At 67.3% G+C, this 19,762-nt stretch carries 22 protein-coding genes; 18 read left to right on the forward strand and 4 right to left on the reverse strand.

What is annotated here, in order from left to right; genetic code table 11:
- Positions 1 to 57 precede the first annotated feature (57 nt).
- Positions 58 to 768: an META domain-containing protein gene (locus tag EBMC1_RS03035; RefSeq protein ID WP_003040354.1), complete on the forward strand. Its 711-nt coding sequence runs from the start codon at positions 58 to 60 to the stop codon at positions 766 to 768.
- Positions 769 to 805: 37 nt separating this feature from the next.
- Here the strand turns inward: EBMC1_RS03035 and EBMC1_RS03040 are convergent, their stop codons facing one another.
- The 3 genes from EBMC1_RS03040 to EBMC1_RS03050 all read right to left on the reverse strand — a co-directional run bounded on the left by EBMC1_RS03040 (position 806) and on the right by EBMC1_RS03050 (position 5,067).
- Entirely contained in the window at positions 806 to 2,161 is a 1,356-nt protein-coding gene (locus tag EBMC1_RS03040; RefSeq protein WP_003040357.1) for a DNA recombination protein RmuC, read from the reverse strand.
- Between the two features lie 85 nt (positions 2,162 to 2,246).
- Positions 2,247 to 3,878, reverse strand: coding sequence for an alkaline phosphatase D family protein (locus EBMC1_RS03045; RefSeq protein ID WP_003040360.1), 1,632 nt, complete (start codon positions 3,876 to 3,878; stop codon positions 2,247 to 2,249).
- A gap of 55 nt (positions 3,879 to 3,933) precedes the next feature.
- A complete protein-coding gene (locus EBMC1_RS03050; RefSeq protein ID WP_003040363.1) occupies positions 3,934 to 5,067 on the reverse strand; it encodes a DUF3667 domain-containing protein in 1,134 nt (377 codons plus the stop codon).
- Between the two features lie 79 nt (positions 5,068 to 5,146).
- Between EBMC1_RS03050 and EBMC1_RS03055 the strand changes: the two genes are divergently transcribed.
- From EBMC1_RS03055 to rplQ, 16 genes are all read left to right on the forward strand, one after another.
- Positions 5,147 to 6,442 (forward strand): glutamate-5-semialdehyde dehydrogenase, encoded by a 1,296-nt coding sequence (locus tag EBMC1_RS03055; protein WP_003040365.1) that lies wholly within the window; start codon positions 5,147 to 5,149, stop codon positions 6,440 to 6,442.
- Complete coding sequence (locus EBMC1_RS03060; protein ID WP_003040368.1) at positions 6,406 to 7,101, forward strand: nicotinate-nucleotide adenylyltransferase; 696 nt, start codon at positions 6,406 to 6,408, stop codon at positions 7,099 to 7,101. The genes EBMC1_RS03055 and EBMC1_RS03060 overlap by 37 nt, the downstream gene beginning before the upstream one ends.
- Positions 7,098 to 7,508, forward strand: a complete 411-nt coding sequence (gene rsfS, locus EBMC1_RS03065) for a ribosome silencing factor (protein WP_003040371.1) — start codon at positions 7,098 to 7,100, stop codon at positions 7,506 to 7,508. Before EBMC1_RS03060 ends, rsfS begins: the two co-directional genes overlap by 4 nt.
- Before the next feature lie 145 nt (positions 7,509 to 7,653).
- Positions 7,654 to 8,082 carry a 23S rRNA (pseudouridine(1915)-N(3))-methyltransferase RlmH gene (locus EBMC1_RS03070; protein WP_003040374.1) on the forward strand — a complete coding sequence of 143 codons (429 nt, stop codon included), beginning with the start codon at positions 7,654 to 7,656 and terminating at the stop codon, positions 8,080 to 8,082.
- Positions 8,079 to 9,302, forward strand: coding sequence for a murein hydrolase activator EnvC family protein (locus tag EBMC1_RS03075; RefSeq protein ID WP_040589179.1), 1,224 nt, complete (start codon positions 8,079 to 8,081; stop codon positions 9,300 to 9,302). The genes EBMC1_RS03070 and EBMC1_RS03075 overlap by 4 nt, the downstream gene beginning before the upstream one ends.
- 134 nt (positions 9,303 to 9,436) lie before the next feature.
- A complete protein-coding gene (locus EBMC1_RS03080) occupies positions 9,437 to 10,825 on the forward strand; it encodes a S41 family peptidase (RefSeq protein ID WP_003040380.1) in 1,389 nt (462 codons plus the stop codon).
- 22 nt (positions 10,826 to 10,847) lie between these two features.
- Positions 10,848 to 11,327 (forward strand): disulfide bond formation protein B, encoded by a 480-nt coding sequence (locus EBMC1_RS03085; RefSeq protein WP_003040382.1) that lies wholly within the window; start codon positions 10,848 to 10,850, stop codon positions 11,325 to 11,327.
- Positions 11,324 to 11,842: a demethoxyubiquinone hydroxylase family protein gene (locus EBMC1_RS03090; RefSeq protein WP_051066299.1), complete on the forward strand. Its 519-nt coding sequence runs from the start codon at positions 11,324 to 11,326 to the stop codon at positions 11,840 to 11,842. Before EBMC1_RS03085 ends, EBMC1_RS03090 begins: the two co-directional genes overlap by 4 nt.
- Positions 11,843 to 11,926: 84 nt before the next feature.
- Positions 11,927 to 12,529 (forward strand): hypothetical protein, encoded by a 603-nt coding sequence (locus tag EBMC1_RS03095; RefSeq protein ID WP_003040387.1) that lies wholly within the window; start codon positions 11,927 to 11,929, stop codon positions 12,527 to 12,529.
- Between the two features lie 284 nt (positions 12,530 to 12,813).
- On the forward strand, positions 12,814 to 13,212 hold the full coding sequence (locus tag EBMC1_RS03100; RefSeq protein WP_003040391.1) for a hypothetical protein: 399 nt from the start codon (positions 12,814 to 12,816) through the stop codon (positions 13,210 to 13,212).
- Positions 13,213 to 13,271: 59 nt separating this feature from the next.
- Positions 13,272 to 14,615: a TldD/PmbA family protein gene (locus EBMC1_RS03105; RefSeq protein WP_003040394.1), complete on the forward strand. Its 1,344-nt coding sequence runs from the start codon at positions 13,272 to 13,274 to the stop codon at positions 14,613 to 14,615.
- Between the two features lie 12 nt (positions 14,616 to 14,627).
- Positions 14,628 to 15,419, forward strand: a complete 792-nt coding sequence (locus EBMC1_RS03110; protein WP_003040397.1) for a 3'(2'),5'-bisphosphate nucleotidase CysQ — start codon at positions 14,628 to 14,630, stop codon at positions 15,417 to 15,419.
- 202 nt (positions 15,420 to 15,621) lie between these two features.
- A complete protein-coding gene (rpsM, locus tag EBMC1_RS03115) occupies positions 15,622 to 15,990 on the forward strand; it encodes a 30S ribosomal protein S13 (protein WP_003040400.1) in 369 nt (122 codons plus the stop codon).
- A 106-nt stretch (positions 15,991 to 16,096) separates the two neighbouring features.
- Positions 16,097 to 16,486: a 30S ribosomal protein S11 gene (rpsK, locus tag EBMC1_RS03120; protein WP_003040416.1), complete on the forward strand. Its 390-nt coding sequence runs from the start codon at positions 16,097 to 16,099 to the stop codon at positions 16,484 to 16,486.
- Between the two features lie 103 nt (positions 16,487 to 16,589).
- The gene (locus EBMC1_RS03125) at positions 16,590 to 17,648 is read left to right on the forward strand and encodes a DNA-directed RNA polymerase subunit alpha (protein ID WP_003040418.1); all 1,059 of its coding nucleotides are present in this window, start codon (positions 16,590 to 16,592) and stop codon (positions 17,646 to 17,648) included.
- 166 nt (positions 17,649 to 17,814) lie between these two features.
- Entirely contained in the window at positions 17,815 to 18,237 is a 423-nt protein-coding gene (gene rplQ / locus EBMC1_RS03130) for a 50S ribosomal protein L17 (protein ID WP_003040421.1), read from the forward strand.
- Between the two features lie 97 nt (positions 18,238 to 18,334).
- Here rplQ and EBMC1_RS03135 read toward each other — a convergent pair whose 3' ends face one another.
- On the reverse strand, positions 18,335 to 19,336 hold the full coding sequence (locus EBMC1_RS03135) for an NAD(P)H-quinone oxidoreductase (protein WP_003040423.1): 1,002 nt from the start codon (positions 19,334 to 19,336) through the stop codon (positions 18,335 to 18,337).
- Between the two features lie 113 nt (positions 19,337 to 19,449).
- On the opposite strand from EBMC1_RS03135, the gene EBMC1_RS03140 reads away from it, so the two are divergent.
- The gene (locus EBMC1_RS03140; RefSeq protein WP_003040426.1) at positions 19,450 to 19,647 is read left to right on the forward strand and encodes a DUF1192 domain-containing protein; all 198 of its coding nucleotides are present in this window, start codon (positions 19,450 to 19,452) and stop codon (positions 19,645 to 19,647) included.
- Positions 19,648 to 19,762: the final 115 nt, after the last annotated feature.

Raw genomic sequence — 19,762 nt, forward strand, 5'->3', positions numbered from 1 at the left:
CCTGTTCAGCGGCCGGCCATTGGACCCGATGTACCCGCCGCTGCGAAAGGATCTGTCATGAAAATGCTGCTTGTCCCCGCCCTAACCGCCGCAGCGACGCTTGCCGGCTGCGCTGCCACCGGCACCGGACCCGCGACGCCTACTCCGCCCGCCGATACCTATATGGCGCTGGGTACCGAGCCGGGCTGGACGCTGGAAATCACGCCCGCGCGCCTCGCCTATAATGGCGATTATGGCGCGACGCGGATCGCGGTCGCCAACCCCGGCGCGCGGCCGAGTTTCAACGGCGAGCGCTATGTGACCGACCGGCTGACCGTCGATGTGACGCACAGCGCGTGCAGCGACGGGATGAGCGACCGCCGCTATCGCGACACGGTGACCGTCACCGCCGACGGCAAGACGGTTAAGGGCTGCGGCGGTGCGATCTTGCCGGCCGCCGACCTTACCGGCACCCGCTGGACCTTCGTGTCGATTGGCGGCACGCCGGTCGCCGCCGATCGCCCCACCGACCTCGCCTTCGAGGGAGAACGGATGAGCGGCAGCGCGGGCTGCAACCGCTTCGGAGGCAGCTATGCCGTCGAGGACGGCGTGCTGACCGCAGGACAGCTTGCGGCGACGCTGATGGCCTGCCCCGGCGCCGGCATGGCGCAGGAACGCGCCTTCTTCGACCTGATGAAGACGCCGGTGCGGCTGAGCTTCCCGTCCGACGGCACGATGGTGCTGATCGGTGAAAGCGGCCAGACGGCGGTGCTGAAGCGCGTGATCTGACGCGCCATATCGCCTCCGCCCGAGCGGGGGCGATAGGTCATTCGCTCGCGTCGTTCACCGCAGCCGGTGCCGCCGCAAGCTTCGCCAGCGGCCGCGCCGCCTGTTCGGCAACGGGCAGCACGGGAATTTCCTTGCCGCCCGTCTCGACGTCGAGCGCCTCGAAACGCTTCGCCTGCGTCAGCACCTGGCTTTCGAAGCTGCCCACGAAGGCGTTATAGGCGCCGGTCGCCTGATCGAGATTCTTGCCGACGCGCGCGATATGCCCGCCCATCGTCGCCATGCGCGCATAAAGCTCCTTGCCCAGCGCGGCGATCTCGCGCGCCTGCCCCGCCAGCTTTTCCTGCCGCCACACCGCCGCGACGGTGCGCGCGATCGCGATCAGGTTGGTCGGCGTAGCGAGCAGCACCTTGCGCTCGAAGGCATAATCCCAAAGCTCGGCATCATGATCGAGCGCGGCGGCGAGGAAATGTTCGCCGGGGACGAACATCACGACATAGTCGGGCGTGTCGTCGAACTGGTTCCAATAGGCCTTGGCGCCCAGCGTGTTGACGTGCGCCTTCATCGCCGCGGCATGTGCGGCGAGATGCGCGGTCTTTTCGGCTTCGTCGACCGCGCCGAACGCGTCCTGATAGGCGTTGAGCGACACTTTGGCGTCGATGACCAGGCTTTGCCCGCCCGGCACCTTGACCACGACGTCGGGACGCAGCCGCCCGCCTTCGCCATCCGTGACGCTTACTTCGGTCTGGAAATCGGCATGTTCGGACAGGCCGCAGCTTTCGAGCACATTGCGCAGCTGTTGCTCGCCCCAGCGGCCGCGCGCCTTGGGCGCGTTGCGCAGCGCGTTGACCAGCTTCGCCGCCTCGCTCGACACGCGCTCGGTCCCTTCGCGCATGGCGGCGATCTGGCCGTGCAGCAGCCCGAAGGCGTCGCGGCGTTCGGCCTCGACCTTGCTGACCGCCTCTTCATATTTGGCCAGCCGCTCGTGAACCGGCTGGAGCAGCGCCTTCAGATTCTGCCCCGCGCTTTCCTCGCTCTGGCGGAACCGCTGATCGGCGCGTTCGAGGAAGTTTTTCTGCGCCTCGCCCAGCATCGCCTGCCCGACCTCGCGGAATTGCGCGGTGAGCGCCGCCTGTGCCTCCTTGAGCTGCGCGACCTGCGCGTCATGCGCCGCGTCGCGCGCCTTTTGTTCGGCGAGCAGCGACGCGAGCTGGATATCGGCGGCCTTGCGTGCCTCCGCTTCGGCGGCGAGATCAGTGACGGCGACCCTGAACCGTTCGGCGAGCCCGTCGCGCTCAGCCTTGAGCCCGCCCGCCTGCCGTCCGGCGAACAGCCAGCCGATCACGGCACCGACGACAAGGGCGGCAACGACGGCGAGGATCAGGGGCAAGGTCATCGGCGGAACATAGGACGAACGCAGCGCGCTTGGCTAGCCGCTAATTTAGCACCCCGATCCGCTGGAGGCTCCCTCGCCCGGCGCGTCAGTCCTTGTCATAGGCATTGCGGCCGCGCGTCGCGGTCATCCGGTGCGACGAGGCGAGCGCGAGGTCGTGGCTGCGCACCGAGCTGACGAAATGCCAGTCGGCGGTGACACGCTCGGGCGTCAGCGCCACCGTCGCATAGCCGCGATCGCGCGTGTTCGCCCAGCGCAACTGCGGCGACGCGGCGCGCAGGGCGGCGACCCGAATATCGTCGGGGATGGCGGGCGTATAGCTTTCGAACCCCGGCGAGGTGACGCTGTGTCCGCCGACCTCGATCCCCGCCGGCCGGCCCCCATGCGTCAGGTCGAAGGCCCAGGCATTGTGACTGTCCCCCGACAGGGTGACAAGATTGGCGCCGGCGCGCTGCGCCGCGGCGAGCAGGCGGTCGCGCGCGGCGGGATAGCCGTCCCAGCTGTCCATGTTGAGCGGCAGCCCGGCCTTGGCGGCGAGCTGACCGATCTCGACCCGCCGCTGCACATAGTCGGGCAGGTCGGCGCCGAACCAGTTTTTCGATTCGGGCGGAGTGAACAGGCTGCCCATGACAATCTGCTGCGCGCAGACCTGCCAGCGCGTGCCCGATTTCGCCGATGCCGCGAAGCCGTCGAACAGCCATTTTTCCTGCTCGCTGCCCAGCAATTGCCGCGCCGGGTCGCGATAGCCGGTTTCGGCAAATTGCTTGAGCGCGGCGGCCGCGTCGCCCTTGTCGGCAAGGATGTCGCCGATCTCGAACTGCTTGTCGCGCGCGGTGATGCGCGTTTCGGGCAGGAAGATCGTCGCCAGATCGCCGACCTGATAGCTGCGCCAGCGCGCGCCGCCGACCGGCATCCATTCGTCATAGGCGCGCATGGCGGCGGCTTCGCGCGCGCTCCAGTCGCCCTCGTCGGGCTGGTGATTTTCGGCCCCGCCCTTCCAGGTGTCATTGGCAAATTCATGATCGTCCCACTGGGCGACGATCGGGAACAGCTGGTGAAGGCGCTGCAAATCGGGGTCGCTGCGATAGGCGGCATAGCGCAGCCGGTAATCGGCGAGCGCGATCAGTTCGTTCGACGGCTGGATCAATCGCCCGGGCACCGTCTCCTTCGCCGACGGATAGGTGCCGACCTTATATTCGTACAGATAATCGCCCACATGGACGACCAGATCGATATCCGAACGGGCGGCGGCATGACCGTAGGCGTTGAACCAGCCGAACGGCATGTTCGCGCAGGAGAACAGCGCCAGGGTGAAGGCGCCCGCCGCCCCTTCCGGCAAGGTGCGCGTGCGCCCCGTTACCGACATCGTGCCGTCGGGCGCGACGAAGCGATAGAAATACCAGCGGCCGGGCTCGAGACCGTCGACGCGCAGCTTCGCGGTATGATCCGCATCGCCGGCGGCGGTGACGCTGCCGCCACCGACGATGCGCACGAAGTCGGCCGTGTCCGACACCTCGGCCGTCAGCGCGGTGTCGGCCGCAGCGGCAAAGCGCGTCCACAGCAGCACCGACCGCGGACCGGGCTCGCCGCTCGCGACCCCGTGGGTGAAGCCCTGTGCCGCCATCGCCTGCGCCGCGCCGGGCAAGGCCATTGCGGCAAGCCCTGCCGTGCCGAGCTTCATCAGCAGGCGGCGATCCATTTCGGCCCAAAGCTGGTGCATCGTTTTTCCTCCCGTCTCGCCGGGTCTGTGCCCGGCTTTCATGACAATTATGCGCTCACCCGCTCATACCGAGCGCGAGCAACAGCAGCATGAAAGCGATGACCGCGAACAGGCTGAAGAATAGCAGCAGGGTCGTCCGGGCAAGCGCGCCGACGCGCGACGAGCGATAGGCGCCGCGAAGCTGGCGATACATGTGGAACGGGACATAGAGCATCGCGAAGAAGGTCGCGAGATCGCCCAGCACCGTCAGATTGAGCAGCCGCACCACGACGAAGAGCAGCAGCATGAAGCTGATCGAATAGGTGACGAAGACGAAATGGTCATAGGTGTGGAAACGCCGGCTGAACGGATAGAGCAGCCACATGAAGGGCAGCGACAACGGGATCAGCGCCCAGGCGAATTTATAGGCGTTCGCCTGCAATTTATAGAGAATCAGCGCGGGGTTCGCGAACGCCTTTTGCAGACCATGGTCGATGAAAGGCACCCCCGTATCGACCTTGTTGCGCGTGACGAAATCGGCGCTGGTTTTCACCTGATCGACCGGGTTGTCGAGAACCGGCGGCCCCGCGGCGCGGTCGGCGGTGCGCTCATCCTTGCTGCGGCTGCGCGCAATCCCCAGATAGTCGGCACTTTTCTGAAGCGTGGCGCGTTCGTCCTGCAATTCCTTGCGCTGCGCCGCGGACAGATCTTTTTTCGCAAGTTCGGTATCGATGCGGTCGACCTCGACCTGCATGCTGTCCTTGATCGCGGCCGATCGCGTCTGTTCGGCGGCGGCCTTGTTCAGTTCTTCCCCGACGCCGCCGCCCGCGCCGACCATCGCCAGCACCGCATAGGTCAGGAACACCGCAAACAGGAACAGCGCCAGCGGCGAAATGAAGCTCGCCCGCTCGCCGTGAATGTAGCGGCGCGTCAGATCGCCAGGTCGCCATGTCAGGAGCGGCAGCGTGTTCCACAGCTTGCCCTCGAAATGAAAGATAGCGTGAACCAGATCATGCCCGATCGCGCCGAAGCTGCGATGGACATCGGCCTTCTGCCCGCAGCGATGGCAGTGCGAGCCGCGCAGCACCGTCCCGCAATTGAGGCAGCGGGCGCCCGCGTGCGCGCTGCCGTCGCCGTGTCCCGGCTCGATCGCGCCGCCCGCAAGCCCCGCCGTGATCGCCGCCCCGAATGCTTCGATGTCCCCGCTCATGCGCCCTGACTAGTGGGGTGAATGACCTCGTGCAACGGGGCTTTCGGGAATCACGCCAAAAGTGATATTGGCCCGTCGCATGAACGCTGAAACCTCCCTCACCCTCGGCGACGCGCCGCGCCTGCACGATGCCGATGCGCTGATCGCCGACATGGGCGCGCGCGCGCGGCTGGCGGCGAAGGCGCTCGCGGTCGCGACGACGGCCGAAAAGGCCAAGGCGCTGCGCGCGGCGGCGGCCGAGCTGCGCATGCGCGGCGCGACGATCCTGGATGCCAATGCGCGCGATATGGAGGCGGGGCGTGAAGGCGGCCTGTCGTCGGCGATGCTCGACCGGCTGCGTCTCGACGAGAATCGGCTCGCCGCGATTGCCGACGCGGTCGAGGCCGTCGCCGCCTTGCCCGACCCGGTCGGCGCCGAAATCGACCGGACCGTGCGCCCCAACGGCATGACGCTGGCCCGCGTGCGCGTCCCGCTCGGCGTCGTCGGCATCATCTATGAAAGCCGCCCCAATGTGACCGCCGATGCCGCCGCGCTGGGGCTGATGTCGGGCAATGCGGTGATCCTGCGCGGCGGCAGTGAGGCTGTGCACTCGAACCGCGCGATCCACGCCGCGCTCGCGGCGGGTCTCGCCCAAACCGGACTGCCCGCCGATGCGGTGCAACTGGTGCCGACACAGGATCGCGCCGCGGTCGGCGCGCTGCTCCGCGCGCAGAGCCTGATCGACATCATCATTCCGCGCGGCGGCAAGGGGCTGGTAGCGCGCGTGCAAGACGAGGCGCGCGTACCCGTGCTCGCGCATCTCGACGGGATCAATCATCTCTATATCGACGGCGCCGCCGATCCGGCCAAGGCAGTCGATCTTGCGGTCAACGCCAAGATGCGCCGCACCGGCGTCTGCGGCGCGACCGAAACGATCCTGATCGACCGCGCCTATCCCGCGCCGCTTGCCATCGTCGACGCGCTGATCGCCGCGGGCTGCGAAGTGCGCGGCGATGCCGCCATCGCGGCGCTCAGCCCGCATGTAACACCGGCGAGCGCGACCGATTGGGACTGCGAATATCTCGACGCGATCGTCTCGATCGCCGCGGTCGACGGGATCGAGGGCGCGCTGTCGCATATCGACACCCATTCGAGCCGCCACACCGACGCGATCGTCACCGAGGATGTGGCGACCGCCGAGCGGTTCCTGTCCGAAGTCGACAGTGCGATCGTCATGCACAACGCCTCGACGCAATTCGCCGACGGCGGCGAGTTCGGCCTCGGCGCCGAGATCGGCATCGCCACGGGACGCCTCCACGCGCGCGGCCCGGTCGCGCTCGAAGGGCTCACCACCTATAAATGGCTGGTGCGCGGGAGCGGACAGGTTCGACCCTGACCCGCCCGCTCACCACCGGCCTCCTCGGCGGCAGCTTCAATCCCGCGCATAGCGGGCACCGCGCGATCAGTCTGAACGCGATCGATGCGCTGGGGCTCGACGAGCTGTGGTGGCTCGTTTCGCCCGGCAATCCGCTCAAGGCGCAGGCAGGCATGGCGCCGCTTGCCGCCCGGTTGGCCTCGGCGCAGCGCATGGCGCGCCGCGCGCCGATCCGCGCGACCGCCATCGAGGCCGAACTCGGCACGCGCTATACGGTCGACACGCTGCGCGCGTTGATCCGTCGCTATCCGAATCGGCGCTTCATCTGGATCATGGGCGCCGACAATCTGGTTCAATTGCCCCGCTGGCGCGACTGGCGGGAGATTACGCGATTGATGCCGATTGCGGTTATCGCGCGTCCGGGCTATAATGGCCGCACCCATGCTGCAGAGGCGATGGGTTGGCTGCGGCGCTTTGTCCGGCCCGCGGACCAGAAACGTCTTTGGACAGACTGGAGACCGCCTGCCCTCGTGTTCCTGCGTTTTTCGCCCGATGTGCGATCCGCAACTGCAATACGGCAGGCCAACCCCCGCTGGTTCGAAAGCTATGCAGGCCGCGCGCTGCGCGACCCTGTCACGCATTCGCGGCTGGCCATGGATGAAAGGAATGAAACCGCTTGATAGCCGCCAGTAAGGATGCCGCGCCCGGCGCCGCGTCCGCACCCAAGTCTTCGGACGACAGCGTGGAAAGCCTCCACGCGCTGATCCTTCACCAGCTGGACGAGGATCAGGCCCAGGAAACCATTTCCATCCCGCTTGCCGGCAAGAGCAGCATCGCCGATCATATGGTGATCGCGAGCGGTCGGTCGACGCGCCATGTGTCGGCAATCGCCGACAAACTGGCGCAGCGGATCAAGCAGGAAACGGGCCGGCCGGTCCGCGTCGAGGGGCTGCCCAATGCCGATTGGGTGCTGATCGACGCCGGCGACGTGATCGTCCACCTGTTCCGTCCGGAGGTTCGCAGCTTCTATAATCTCGAACGCATGTGGTCGTTCGGCGATGCACCGCCGGTTGCCGCGGTAAATTGACGCCTTTGTTCTGTTCGGCCTAAAGCCCGAACAGAAGCGGCACCAGCCCGCTCCCCCGCCCGGCCTCCCACAGGCTACTATCGTCGGGGAGGCCGGGCGGGGGAGCGGGCTGGTGCCGCTTTCACCGAAGGTGAACGAAGACATCATGTTGCTGCACATCATCGCGCGGGGCCGGATCGGGCGCGGGCCCGAGGCCGAACTGGTCGAGCGTTATATGAAGCGCGTGACCTGGGCGCAGAAGATTTCGGAACTTCCCGACACCGGCGGCCGCGTGCCCGCCGCACCTGTCGGCAGTCGTACCGTGCTGCTCGACGAAGGCGGCGAACAGATGTCGTCGCTCGAATTCGCCAAACTGCTGGAAAAATGGCGCGACGGCGGCGTGCGCGAGGCGCGATTCTGTCTTGGTGCCGCCGACGGCTTCACCCCTGACGAGCGCGAGGGGGCCGACAAGGTCATCGCCTTCGGCCGCGCGACCTGGCCGCATCTGATGGCGCGCGCGATGCTCGCCGAGCAATTGTGGCGCGCCACCAGCATCGTTGCGGGCCACCCCTATCACCGCGAGGGTCGCCAATGAGGGCCGCCTTGCTTGTCGTCGTCGCCTTCGCAGCGATCGCCGGCGGCGCGCTGGCGCTGGCGCAGAGCGACGTTTTCGATCCCGCCGCGATTGCGGCGCGCGAGCGCCAGCAGTTGCTCACCGCCAAGGCCCAATCGGCCGCGGCGCTGCGGCGAAGCGCGGTGCTCGAAGCGCAGGCAAGCGCCGCGCGCGACGAGGCGGACCGGCTGAAGAAGCGCAGCGCCGCCCTCGCCGCGCGGATCCAGTCGGCCGAGGCCGATATCGACGCGGCAGAGGCGCGCGTCGCGCTGGTCAGCCGCCGCCTCGCCGATCAACAGACGCGGCTCGCCGACCAGCAGCAGCCCCTGCTCGCGCTCACCGCCTCGCTCCAGCAATTGAGCCGCCGCCCGCCGGTGAGCGTGCTCGCGCAGCCGGGCTCGCTGCGCGACATGGTCCACGCGCGCGCCGTACTCGACGCGGTGATGCCGGTGATTCAAGAGCGCACCGCGGGAGTCCGGCAGGAACTCGCGCGGCTGCGCACGACGCAGCAGCAGCAACGCGTCGCGCTGCAGGCGCTTTCGGCAAGCAAGGCACAGCTTGCCGAGCGCCGCGACGCGCTGACGCGGCTCGAGAATGAAGGCCGCCTGCGCTCGCGCGACCTGATGAGCAGCGCGCAGCTCGAGGCCGACCGCGCGCTCGGCCTCGGCGAAAAGGCGCGCGACATCGTCGATCTGATGGACGCGCTGGAGGCCGACGCAGCGGTGCGCGGCGAACTCGCCGATCTGTCCGGGCCGCTTCCGCGCCCCGCCGACCCCGCCAGCGCGGCGCCGCAGGCCGCACCCGTCGCGCCGGCCGCAAGCCGCGACGCGGACCTCGGCGCGGGCGCCTATCGCCTGCCGGTCGTCGGGCGCATCGTTGCGGGGCTCGGCGAAGTGAATGACAGCGGCGTCCGCTCGCGCGGCATCACCGTCGCGACGCAGCCCGGCGGTCAGGTGGTCGCCCCCGCCGCGGGCCGCGTGAGCTTTGCCGGCGATTATCGCGGCTATGGCAAGATCGTCATCATAGACCATGGCGGCGGCTGGACATCGCTGATCACGGGAATGATCGCGCTGTCGGTTTCGGTCGGCGACACGCTGGACGCCGGGGCGCCGGTGGGCCGCGCCGGGTCCGACGACAGCCGCATCACGGTCGAACTGCGCCGCGCCGGGCGCCCGGTCGATCTGGTCGCGATGCTTGGCTGACGCCGCCGCCGTTAACGCGCCGTTCGGGCGACCTTTGCTAGGGCGATCGCGCGCTTGACGCCGATGCAAAGGCATTGGACGATGGCTCGCCGGGGATTATAGTGCGGCCTATTCCGCGTGACTGAAAGACATCCATGACCGAATCGACCAAGACTCTCGCTTCCCCGAAGCGCCGCTTCGCCTTCTGGCAGGGGGCTGCCGCGCTCAGCACGCTGGCTCTCGTGCCGCTCGCAACCGGCGCGATGGCGACGGTCGATTCGAAGACCACCGAGGAAATCCAGCGCTTCATGGACGTGTTCCTGGAAGTGAAGGCCAATTATGTCGAACCGGTCAGCGACGACAAGCTGATCGAAGGCGCGATCAACGGCATGCTCGCCGGCCTCGATCCCCATTCGGGCTACCTCGACGCGCGCGACTATTCGACGCTGCGGACGCAGACCGATGGCGAATATGGCGGCCTGGGCCTGTCGGTGACGATGGAGGACGGGGTGGTCAAGGTGATCGCGCCGACCGCCGACACACCGGCCGACCGCGCAGGCATCAAGGCCGGCGACTATATCACCCATATCAACAAGCAGCTCATCTTCGGCATGACGCTCGACGAAGCGGTCGAACAGATGCGCGGCCGTCCCGGCACCGAAGTCGAGATTACGGTCGTGCGCGAAGGCCAGGACAAGCCGATGGAGCTGACCCTGAAGCGCGAGATCATCGACGTGAAGCCGGTCAAATGGGAGGTGAAGGACGATGTCGGCGTGCTGACCATCGCCAGCTTCTCCGCCGATGCGGGTCGTGATCTGCGCGCCGCGATGGTCGCGGTCGAAAAGTCGCTCGGCCACAAGCCGCGCGGCTGGATTGTCGACCTGCGCTCGAACCCCGGCGGCCTGCTCGATGAGGCGGTGAGCGTCAGCGACGTCTTCCTCGACCGCGGCGAAATCGTCTCGCAGCGCGGGCGCCGCAAGAACGACATCGAACGCTTCTTCGCCGAACCCGGCGACCTTGCGCAGGGCGCGCCGCTGATCGTGCTGATCGACGCCGGGTCGGCATCGGCGTCCGAAATCGTCGCCGGCGCGCTGCAGGACCAGCACCGGGCGCTGATCATGGGCGAACGCAGTTTCGGCAAGGGGTCGGTGCAGACCGTGCTGCCGCTGACCGACACGACGGCGCTGCGCCTGACGACGGCGCGCTATTACACCCCGTCGGGTCGCAGCGTGCAGGAAGGCGGGATCGAGCCCGATATCCGCGTGCCGCAGCTGTCCGACCCCGACTATAAGGACCGTCCGCGCTTTCGCGAAAGCGACCTGCGCCGCCATCTGATCAACGAGAAAAAGGTCGACAACAGCCTGCTCGAAAAGGACGAGAAGGACGATCCGCGCTTCACCGCCACCGCCGAGGAGCTGAAGGCCAAGGGCATCGAGGATTATCAGCTCTATTACGCGCTGCAGACGATCGGTCGCATCGGCCCGTCGACTTCGCGTATGGCGCAGGCGACCAAGCCCGCCGCCAAGCCGACGACGCGCAACTAAGAGGGGCTGAACCACGATGCGAATGTCGCGTTACGCCGCGCCGCTTGCCGCGCTTGCCATCCCGCTGGCGCTCTATGGCGGTGCGCTGGTGTCGCAATTCGGCTTCGGACTCCACCCGTGCGAGATGTGCTACTGGCAGCGCTGGCCGCATCAGGCGGCGATCGTGCTGGCGGCGCTGGCACTGCTGCTCTCCCGCAATACGGCGGCGATGCGCGGGCTGACCCTGCTCGCCGCAATCGCCATCGCGATCAGCGGCGTCATCGGCGTCTTTCACGCCGGGGTCGAATATGGCTTCTGGGAAGGGCTGACGACGTGCAGCACCGGCGTCAGCGGACCGGTATCGCTCAGCGACATCATGGCGGCGCCCATCACCCGCTGCGACGTCCCGCAATGGACGCTGCTCGGTGTTTCGCTCGCCGGTTTCAACGCTATCTTCTCGCTCGCCGGCGCGGCGTTCGTCTTGACCTTGCTGCGCCGCCGTCCCACATCGGCGGCACGATGACAGCTGACCGCAAAACGGCCTCGATGATCCGCGTCGATCAGGCGGGCGAATATGGCGCGACGCGCATTTATGCGGGTCAGCTCGCGGTGATGGGCGACCGCCATCCGATGGCGCGCGAGATCGCGCATATGGCCGAACAGGAAGAGCGGCACCGCAAATTTTTCGACGCGATGGTCGCGCGCCGCGGCGTGCGCCCCACCGCGCTTCAGCCGTTCTGGAACGTCGCGGGCTTCGCGCTCGGCGCCGTCACCGCCGCGATGGGGCCGCGCGCCGCCATGGCCTGCACTGCCGCCGTCGAGACCGAGATCGATCGCCACTATCGCGAACAGCTCGATACGCTGGGCGACAGCGACCCCGAACTGAGCGCAGCGGTTGCCGATTTCCGCGCCGAAGAGCTGGAGCATAAGGAAGCGGCGATTGCCGCGGGGGCCGAAAGCGCGCCCGCCTATCCGCTGCTCAGCCTCGCGATCCGCGCGGGCTGCCGCGCAGCCATCGCGCTGTCAAAGCGTATCTGATAGGGTTCCACGGGGAAAGCCTGACCGTTCAGCGCGGATGCAGGCAGCGGGTGGCAAGCCGCCCGAAACGAAAAGGAAATAACGATGACCCGCCTGCCGCTTGCCATGCTGATCCTCGCCGGGGCAGCGATCGTCCAGCCCGCCGCCGCGCAAGATACGGGGCCGGTGGGCCCCGCGAATGAGAAGATCAATCAGGTCATCGTCTATGGCAACGACAAATGCCCCGAGGCGAATGGCGATGAAATCCTGGTCTGCGCCGTGCTGCCCGAAGGCGACCGCTACCGCGTCCCGCAGATTTTCCGTGGCGGCGACCCGCTCGACCCGCGCAACGAAGCCTGGGTGAACCGCGTCGTCTCGCTCCAGCGCGTCGGCCGTTTCGGCACCGACAGCTGTTCGCCGGTCGGGCTCGGCGGCTTTACGGGCTGCACCCAGCAATTGCTCGCCGGCGCGAAGGCCGAGCGCCAGGCGGCCGACAAGACCGACTGGCAGGCGATGATCGCCGACGAGCGCGCCAAGCGCCTCGCCGGGATCGACGCTGCCGCCGACACGGTCGAAGCAGCCGTCGTCGCCGAGGAAAAGGCGCTGGCCGACCGGCAGAAGCAGGCCGAAGAGACCGCGCCCGCAACCGACGCACCGGCAACCGACAATCCCGACGCCGAACCGCTGCCGGTCCCCCCGCCGCGCTGATTTGCGGCACGGCGCGCGGCGCGCGCCTCTCTCAACTGCTATCTTCGACTCGGGCAGAGTTCGGCCTCGCGACGGGGGCTGACGGGGCGCGCCTTCGCGCCCGGCACCCTGCGAAACAACCGAATCTGCGGCAATATCAGCCGTCGGACCCGATTTTGTTGCGATTCTGCGGTGAAACGAACCCGAAAATTAACGAATCGCTGGCAACCTGTCTTGACTTGGGAATTTTCGGCTGAAAACTTCGCATTTATGGGAATCGCCAGCCGGGGAGGCTGAAAAACAACATGGCATCGACCTTCGAACCGCGCCTCTGGCGCCGCGCCACCGCCAGCGTTCCACCGGCACGCAGTCTGGGTCGACGCATGACCTGGCACGCCGCCGCCGCGCTGATCGTTTTTGCGGCCCTCCAGGTCTGGCTGGTGATGAGCGCGGTTTCGGCCGGCGCCCCGTCGATGCTGGCGGTCGTGTCGCTGATCGTCGTCCTTGCGCTCGCGCTTCCCGTCGCGCGCTCGACCGAGCGGCGCTGGTATCATCTGAGCCGCCAGGCGCTGGCAAGCTGGGGGCTGCACGCGCGCTTCCGCCGCGATGTGCGCCGCCTGTGGGTTGCCGCGATCACCCTGCCCTTCTTGTGGGTCAGCGGTGCGATGGCGGCCACCGATGCCATCGCCGCCATCGCGCGCTGAAGCGCACGTCATCCGACTTTGATTTTGACGCCCCGCCGCGCGCCGTATAGGGCGCGGCCATGCTGAGTGTTTCCGAAGCCCTCGACCGCGCGCAAATGCTGTGCGCCACCGCGACCAAGGCGGGCGCCGACGCCGCCGACGCGCTTTACTATTGCAATGCCGCGACCTCGGTCTCGATGCGGCTCGGCGCGCTCGAGGATGTCGAGCGGTCCGAGGGGCAGGATATCAGCCTGCGCGTTTTCGTCGGGCAGCGCAGCGCCAGCGTCTCGACCGCCGACATGGATGCCGCCGAACTGGCGAAGCTCGTCGAGCGCTGCGTTGCCATGGCACGCGAGGCTCCCGAAGATCCCTATGCGGGCCTTGCCCCCGCCGACCGCCTGTTCACCGGCCCGGTCCCCGATTTCGATCTCGACGACGGCAGCGAAGCCGATCCCCAGGCGCTGCGCGAGGCCGCGCTGGCGGTGGAGGAGGCCGCGCGCGCCGTCACCGGTGTCACCAACAGCGAAGGCGGCAGCGCGAGCCACAGCCGCACGCGCTTCGCGCTCGCGACGAGCCATGGCTTCGCCGGCGGCTATGGGTCGAGCGGGCACAGCCTGTCGGCGAGCGTCATCGCCGGCGAAGGTGCGGCGATGCAGCGCGATTATGGCTGGCACAGCGCGCATCATCTGTCCGACCTCGAAAGCGCCGCCGAAATCGGCGCGCGCGCCGGAACCCGCGCCGTCGCGCGGCTGAACCCCGGCAAGGCGCCCGTCGGCAAGGTGCCGGTCGTCCTCAATCCGCGCATCGGCAGCAGCATCGTCGGCCATCTGCTCGGCGCGATCGCCGGCCCCGCGATCGCCCGCGGCACCAGTTTCCTGCTCGGCAAGGAAGAACGGGCGCTGTTCGACAGCGCAATCGTCGTGCGCGACGAACCGCATCGTCCGCGCGGGCTGCGCAGCCGGGCCTTCGACGGAGAGGGCCTGCCGACGGCCGCGCGCGATATCGTCGCCGATGGCCGCATTACGGGGTGGCTGCTCGACACCGCGTCGGCGAAGCAGCTCGGGCTCGAACCGACCGGCCATGCGAGCCGCGGCGGCGGCGCGTCGGGGGTCTCTGCTAGCAACCTGCATCTCGCGGCCGGGTCGATCACGCCCGACGCGCTGATCGCCGACATCGACCGCGGCGTCTATATCACCGAACTGATCGGCCAAGGCGTCAACCCCGTGACCGGCGATTATAGCCGCGGCGCGTCAGGTTTCCTGATCGAGGGCGGGCGGATCGCCGGCCCGATCGCCGAATTCACGATCGCGGGCAATCTGATCGACATGTTCGCCGCGCTGGTCCCCGCCGACGATCTGGTCTTCCGCCACGGCACCAATGTGCCGACGCTGCGCATCGACGGCATGACCGTCGCCAGCAGCTAGGCCGGCCGCCCGATGCCCGCGCGCAACCTGGAAGCCGTGATCGCCGCGACGCGCGAGGTCGGCGACATGGCGATGGCGCGCTGGCGCGGCGAGGGCAAGGCGGTCAATGTCTGGCACAAGTCGGAAAATAATCCGGTCAGCGACGTCGATCTGGCGGTCGACGCCCGGTTGAAGGCGGTGCTGGGCGCAATGGTACCGGAGGCCGGATGGCTTTCGGAGGAAACCGCGGACAACAGCGACCGGCTGTCGCGCCGTTTCATGTGGTGCGTCGATCCCATCGACGGCACCCGCGACTTCATCCGCGGCCGTCCGGGCTGGGCGGTGTCGGTCGCGCTGGTCGTCGATGGCGCGCCCGAAATCGGGGTGCTCTACGCGCCCGCGCTCGACGAACTGTGGGTCGCCCGCAAGGGTCAGGGCGCGACGCTCAACGGCGAAACGCTGCGCGCCAGCCGCCGGATGATCTTCAACGGATCGCGCGTTCCCGCCGACAGCCTGCCCAAGATCGACCGCGACCTCATCATGGTGACAAAACCCAACAGCATCGCGCTGCGCATGGCGCTGGTCGCCGACGACCGCGCCGATCTGGTCGCGACGCTGCGCTGGGGTTTCGAATGGGACGTCGCCGCCGCGGCGCTGATCGCGACCGAGGCCGGTGCGACTGTCACCGACGCCTTTGGCGAGCCGCTCGTCTTCAACACGCCGCGCGCGCAGGCCTTCGGCGTCATTGCCTGCGCGCCGGACATTCATGGCGCGGTCGTCAACCGGCTGCACGACCGCGCGGTGGCGCTGACCGCCGACGATTGAGGCGCGCCCCGGCAGGCTGCAAAAGCCGCCGCTTCGCTTGACAATTCGCCCGACTCACCCTAATTGCCGCTGCATTCCAACACCCTGACCGGACGGCGAAACGCTCAGCGCGTCTTCGTGGTCCGTTTTTTGCGTTGGAAAACAGACGCTTTGAGATAGGGATCGTTTGCCAGCGAACCCTGTGGAGCAGGAGAAAGAACAGATGGCACGTATCGCGGGCGTAAACCTGCCCACCAACAAGCGCGTAATCATCGCGCTCACCTACATCCACGGCATCGGCCGCAAGACCGCCGTCGACATCGCCGACAAGCTCGGCATCGACCACACCCGCCGCATCCAGGACCTGTCGGACGCCGAAGTCCTGCAGATCCGCGAAACGATCGACGCCGACCTCACGGTCGAGGGTGATCTTCGCCGCAACACGGCGATGAACATCAAGCGCCTCATGGACCTCGCCTGCTATCGCGGCCTGCGTCATCGCAAGGGCCTTCCGGTCCGCGGCCAGCGCACGCACACCAATGCGCGCACCCGCAAGGGCAAGGCCAAGCCGATCGCCGGTAAGAAGAAGTAAGAGCAGAGATTCGTCCGGGGGACGGATTTCCTTATTTCTCCGCCGGAGGTCGCCATCGCACTGGCACCACCGGTCGTTTTCAGGATTTAGGGTTTAGGAATTCAAAATGGCTCGTGAACCGCAGCGCCTTCGTCGGCGCGAACGCAAGAATATCTCGTCGGGCGTCGCCCACGTCAACGCGACCTTCAACAACACGATGATCACCATCACCGACGCGCAGGGCAATGCGATTGCCTGGTCGAGCGCCGGCATGATGGGCTTCAAGGGCAGCCGCAAATCGACGCCCTATGCCGCGCAGGTTTGCGCCGAAGACGCCGGCAAGAAGGCCGCCGAACATGGCGTGCGCACGCTGGAAGTCGAAGTGAAAGGCCCCGGCGCCGGTCGTGAATCGGCCCTGCGCGCGTTGCAGGCGGTCGGTTTCCACATCACGTCGATCCGCGACGTGACGCCGATCCCGCACAACGGCGTACGTCCGGCCAAGCGCCGCCGCGTCTGACGTTTCCGGACTGGCGGTCTTCGGGCCGCTCTGCCGTCACCATATCTAACGCAGGACAGGCTCGACCCGCCCCGCCCGTCCCGCCCAAAGCAAAGGGAAGTCCATGACTGTCAATATCCGGAACTGGCAGGAATTGAAGAAGCCCAGCAACCTGGAAATCAAGGCTGGCAGCGACAGCAAGCGCAAGGCCACCTTCGTCGCCGAACCGCTCGAACGCGGTTTCGGCCTGACGCTTGGCAACGCGCTGCGCCGCGTGCTCCTGTCGTCGCTCCAGGGTGCGGCCATCACGTCGATCAAGATCGAGAACGTCCTGCACGAATTCTCGAGCCTGGCCGGCGTGCGCGAGGACGTGACCGACATCGTCCTCAACGTGAAGCAGATCGCGCTCAAGATGGAAGGCGAAGGCCCGAAGCGGCTGCAGCTTTCGGCGACCGGTCCCGCGACCGTGAAGGCCGGCGACATCATGGTGTCGGGTGACATCAAGGTGATGAACCCCGATCATGTGATCTGCCACCTCGACGACGGGGCGACGCTGAACATGGAACTCGTTGCCGACACCGGCAAGGGCTATGTTCCCGCGACGGCCAACCGTCCGGCCGACGCGCCGATCGGCCTGATCCCGGTCGATTCGCTCTACTCGCCGGTGCGTCAGGTCGCCTACAAGGTCGACAATGCCCGCATCGGTCAGGAACTGGACTATGACAAGCTGTCGCTGACCGTCGATACCGACGGCACCGTGACCCCGGAAGATGCCGTCGCCTATGCCGCGCGCATCCTCCAGGACCAGCTTCAGGTCTTCGTCCACTTCGAAGAAGCAATGAACGACAGCGGCCTCATCGGCATGGCGGCTCCGTCGGCTTCGACCGAGGAATCGGACGTCAACCAGCTCAACCGCTTCCTTCTCAAGAAGGTCGACGAGCTCGAACTGTCGGTTCGTTCGGCCAACTGCCTCAAGAACGACAACATCATCTACATCGGCGACCTGGTCCAGAAGACCGAGGCCGAGATGCTCCGTACGCCGAACTTCGGCCGCAAGTCGCTCAACGAGATCAAGGAAGTGCTCTCGTCGATGGGTCTGCGCCTCGGCATGGACATCCCCGGCTGGCCGCCGGAAAACATCGAGGAAATGGCCAAGAAGCTCGAACAGGAGCTGCTGGGTTAAGGCACGTCGCCCCCGCGAAGGCGGGGGCCGCATGCCCCCCTCATGCTACGCCTCCAGCGGCCCCCGCCTTCGCGGGGGCGACGGGGCAGGGAAAAGGGCTCCCCCGCAAGCGGGCCTGGCTTGGGGTTCCGTAAAACGGCCCCTCTGACAAACGAAGGAATGGATTATGCGTCATAAATCGGGTGGCCGGAAGCTTCAGCGCACCGGCGCGCATCGCATCGCGATGTTCCGTAACATGTCGGCTTCGCTCATCAAGCACGAACAGATCACGACGACCGTCGCCAAGGCGAAGGAACTGCGTCCCTATGTCGAAAAGCTGATCACGCTCGCGAAGCGTGGCGGCCTCGCCAATCGCCGTCTGGCGATGAGCCGTCTGATGGACGAAGCGCAGCTTCAGAAGCTGTTCGACGTCCTCGCCGAACGCTACAAGGACCGCAACGGCGGCTACACCCGCATCATCAAGGCCGGCATCCGCGCGTCGGACGCCGCGCCGATCGCGATCATCGAGTTCGTCGACCGCGACGTCGATGCCAAGGGCCAGGATTCGGGTCCGGTACTGACCGACGAGGAACTGGAAGACGCGGCCTGAGCCGAACTTTCCATCGACACAAGATCAAGGGCGGCGTCCACCGGGACGACCGCCCTTTTTCTTGGCCAGCCGCCGGGGACCAGCGCTCCGCAAAGGATCAACCGATCGTGAGGACGATCTTTCCGACGTGCGCGCCCGCCTGCATCCGCGCATGCGCGGCGGCGGCATCGGCAAGCGGAAAGGCCTGATCCATCGCGGGCTTCCAGGCCCCGCTGGAAAGCCGCGGCCACAGCGTCTTGTGAATCTCGTCGGCCAACGCGGCCTTGAAGTCGGCGCTGCGCGCCCGCAGCGTCGATCCGGTCATCGTCAGGCGGCGGCGCATGAGCTGCGACATGTCGATTTCGGCTTTCGCGCCCCGCTGGAAGGCGATGGTGACGTGCCGCCCGTCGTCGGCAAGACACGCAAGATTGCGCGGCACATAGTCGCCGCCGACCATATCCAGCACGACATCGACCCCCGCCCCGCCGGTAAAGCCCTTCACCGCCTCGACATAATCCTCGGCCGAATAATCGATCGCGAGGTCGGCGCCGAGCGCCCGCGCCGCGTCGCATTTGTCGGCGCTGCCGCAAGTGACGATGATACGGATATCGAACAGCTTGCACAGGCCGATCGCCGTCGTGCCGATACCGCTGGTCCCCCCGTGGACGAGCGCCGTCTCCCCTTCCTTGATCCAGCCGCGCTCGAACAGATTATGCCATACCGTGAACACCGTTTCGGGCAGCGCCGCCGCTTCGGCCATGGTGAAACCCGCGGGAACGGGCAGCACGCTGCCCACCGGCGCGACGCAATATTCGGCATAGCCCCCGCCCGCGACCAGCGCGCAAACCGCCTGCCCCAGCATTTCGGGATCGCCGCCCGGTCCGGTGGCGACGACAGTGCCGGCGATTTCGAGGCCGGGAAGGTCCGATGCGCCTGGCGGCGGCGGATAGAAGCCCATGCGCTGGAGCACGTCGGGACGGTTCACCCCCGCCGCGGCGACGCGGATCAGCAACTCGCCCGGCCCCGGCCGCGGCACGGGTCGCTGCTCGGCAACGAGTACCTCGGGACCGCCGGGCTCGCGGATCGCGACGGCGGTCATGCTCTCGGGCAGGCTGGTCACGCTAAATCCCCCACTTTGTTCGATTTCCCACTCGCCCCGCCTTATTGACAGCCGCGGCGCAGGGGTCAACAGTTCGCGCCCCGCAAGGCCGCAATTCGACAGGGAGGATGACCATGGACGACGACGACCTTCCCCGCCGCCGCGACGATGTGCTGGCGGCGCTCGCCAAACAGTCGCTCGACCCCTTGTCGGTCGCCGAACTCGACGACCGCATTGCGGTGCTGGAAGCCGAGATAGCACGCACAAAGGCGCACAAGGCCGCAGCGGGCAGCTTCAAGGCAAATGCGGAAGCGCTGTTCCGCAAGGGATGACGGCGCGGCCGTCGCAGCAGCGCCATGTATCTGCAGGCAAAAGGCGGCCGATTTGGCGGGATCGACGCTTGCCCGCCGCATGGGCTCCGCCTAGCCTGTAGCCGAAATATTCCCC

Origin of the sequence: Sphingopyxis sp. MC1 (assembly GCF_000371385.1) — a bacterium.
Classification (GTDB): Bacteria; Pseudomonadota; Alphaproteobacteria; order Sphingomonadales; family Sphingomonadaceae; genus Sphingopyxis; species Sphingopyxis terrae.

What these genes read in the sequence shown, in the direction of transcription:
- EBMC1_RS03035 (WP_003040354.1), top strand. Translation starts at nt 58, where the DNA reads ATGAAAATGCTGCTTGTCCCCGCCCTAACCGCCGCAGCGACGCTTGCC.
- EBMC1_RS03040 (WP_003040357.1), bottom strand. Translation starts at nt 2,161, where the DNA reads ATGACCTTGCCCCTGATCCTCGCCGTCGTTGCCGCCCTTGTCGTCGGT.
- EBMC1_RS03045 (WP_003040360.1), bottom strand. Translation starts at nt 3,878, where the DNA reads ATGCACCAGCTTTGGGCCGAAATGGATCGCCGCCTGCTGATGAAGCTC.
- EBMC1_RS03050 (WP_003040363.1), bottom strand. Translation starts at nt 5,067, where the DNA reads ATGAGCGGGGACATCGAAGCATTCGGGGCGGCGATCACGGCGGGGCTT.
- EBMC1_RS03055 (WP_003040365.1), top strand. Translation starts at nt 5,147, where the DNA reads ATGAACGCTGAAACCTCCCTCACCCTCGGCGACGCGCCGCGCCTGCAC.
- EBMC1_RS03060 (WP_003040368.1), top strand. Translation starts at nt 6,406, where the DNA reads ATGGCTGGTGCGCGGGAGCGGACAGGTTCGACCCTGACCCGCCCGCTC.
- EBMC1_RS03070 (WP_003040374.1), top strand. Translation starts at nt 7,654, where the DNA reads ATGTTGCTGCACATCATCGCGCGGGGCCGGATCGGGCGCGGGCCCGAG.
- EBMC1_RS03075 (WP_040589179.1), top strand. Translation starts at nt 8,079, where the DNA reads ATGAGGGCCGCCTTGCTTGTCGTCGTCGCCTTCGCAGCGATCGCCGGC.
- EBMC1_RS03080 (WP_003040380.1), top strand. Translation starts at nt 9,437, where the DNA reads ATGACCGAATCGACCAAGACTCTCGCTTCCCCGAAGCGCCGCTTCGCC.
- EBMC1_RS03085 (WP_003040382.1), top strand. Translation starts at nt 10,848, where the DNA reads ATGTCGCGTTACGCCGCGCCGCTTGCCGCGCTTGCCATCCCGCTGGCG.
- EBMC1_RS03090 (WP_051066299.1), top strand. Translation starts at nt 11,324, where the DNA reads ATGACAGCTGACCGCAAAACGGCCTCGATGATCCGCGTCGATCAGGCG.
- EBMC1_RS03095 (WP_003040387.1), top strand. Translation starts at nt 11,927, where the DNA reads ATGACCCGCCTGCCGCTTGCCATGCTGATCCTCGCCGGGGCAGCGATC.
- EBMC1_RS03100 (WP_003040391.1), top strand. Translation starts at nt 12,814, where the DNA reads ATGGCATCGACCTTCGAACCGCGCCTCTGGCGCCGCGCCACCGCCAGC.
- EBMC1_RS03105 (WP_003040394.1), top strand. Translation starts at nt 13,272, where the DNA reads ATGCTGAGTGTTTCCGAAGCCCTCGACCGCGCGCAAATGCTGTGCGCC.
- EBMC1_RS03110 (WP_003040397.1), top strand. Translation starts at nt 14,628, where the DNA reads ATGCCCGCGCGCAACCTGGAAGCCGTGATCGCCGCGACGCGCGAGGTC.
- rpsM (WP_003040400.1), top strand. Translation starts at nt 15,622, where the DNA reads ATGGCACGTATCGCGGGCGTAAACCTGCCCACCAACAAGCGCGTAATC.
- rpsK (WP_003040416.1), top strand. Translation starts at nt 16,097, where the DNA reads ATGGCTCGTGAACCGCAGCGCCTTCGTCGGCGCGAACGCAAGAATATC.
- EBMC1_RS03125 (WP_003040418.1), top strand. Translation starts at nt 16,590, where the DNA reads ATGACTGTCAATATCCGGAACTGGCAGGAATTGAAGAAGCCCAGCAAC.
- rplQ (WP_003040421.1), top strand. Translation starts at nt 17,815, where the DNA reads ATGCGTCATAAATCGGGTGGCCGGAAGCTTCAGCGCACCGGCGCGCAT.
- EBMC1_RS03140 (WP_003040426.1), top strand. Translation starts at nt 19,450, where the DNA reads ATGGACGACGACGACCTTCCCCGCCGCCGCGACGATGTGCTGGCGGCG.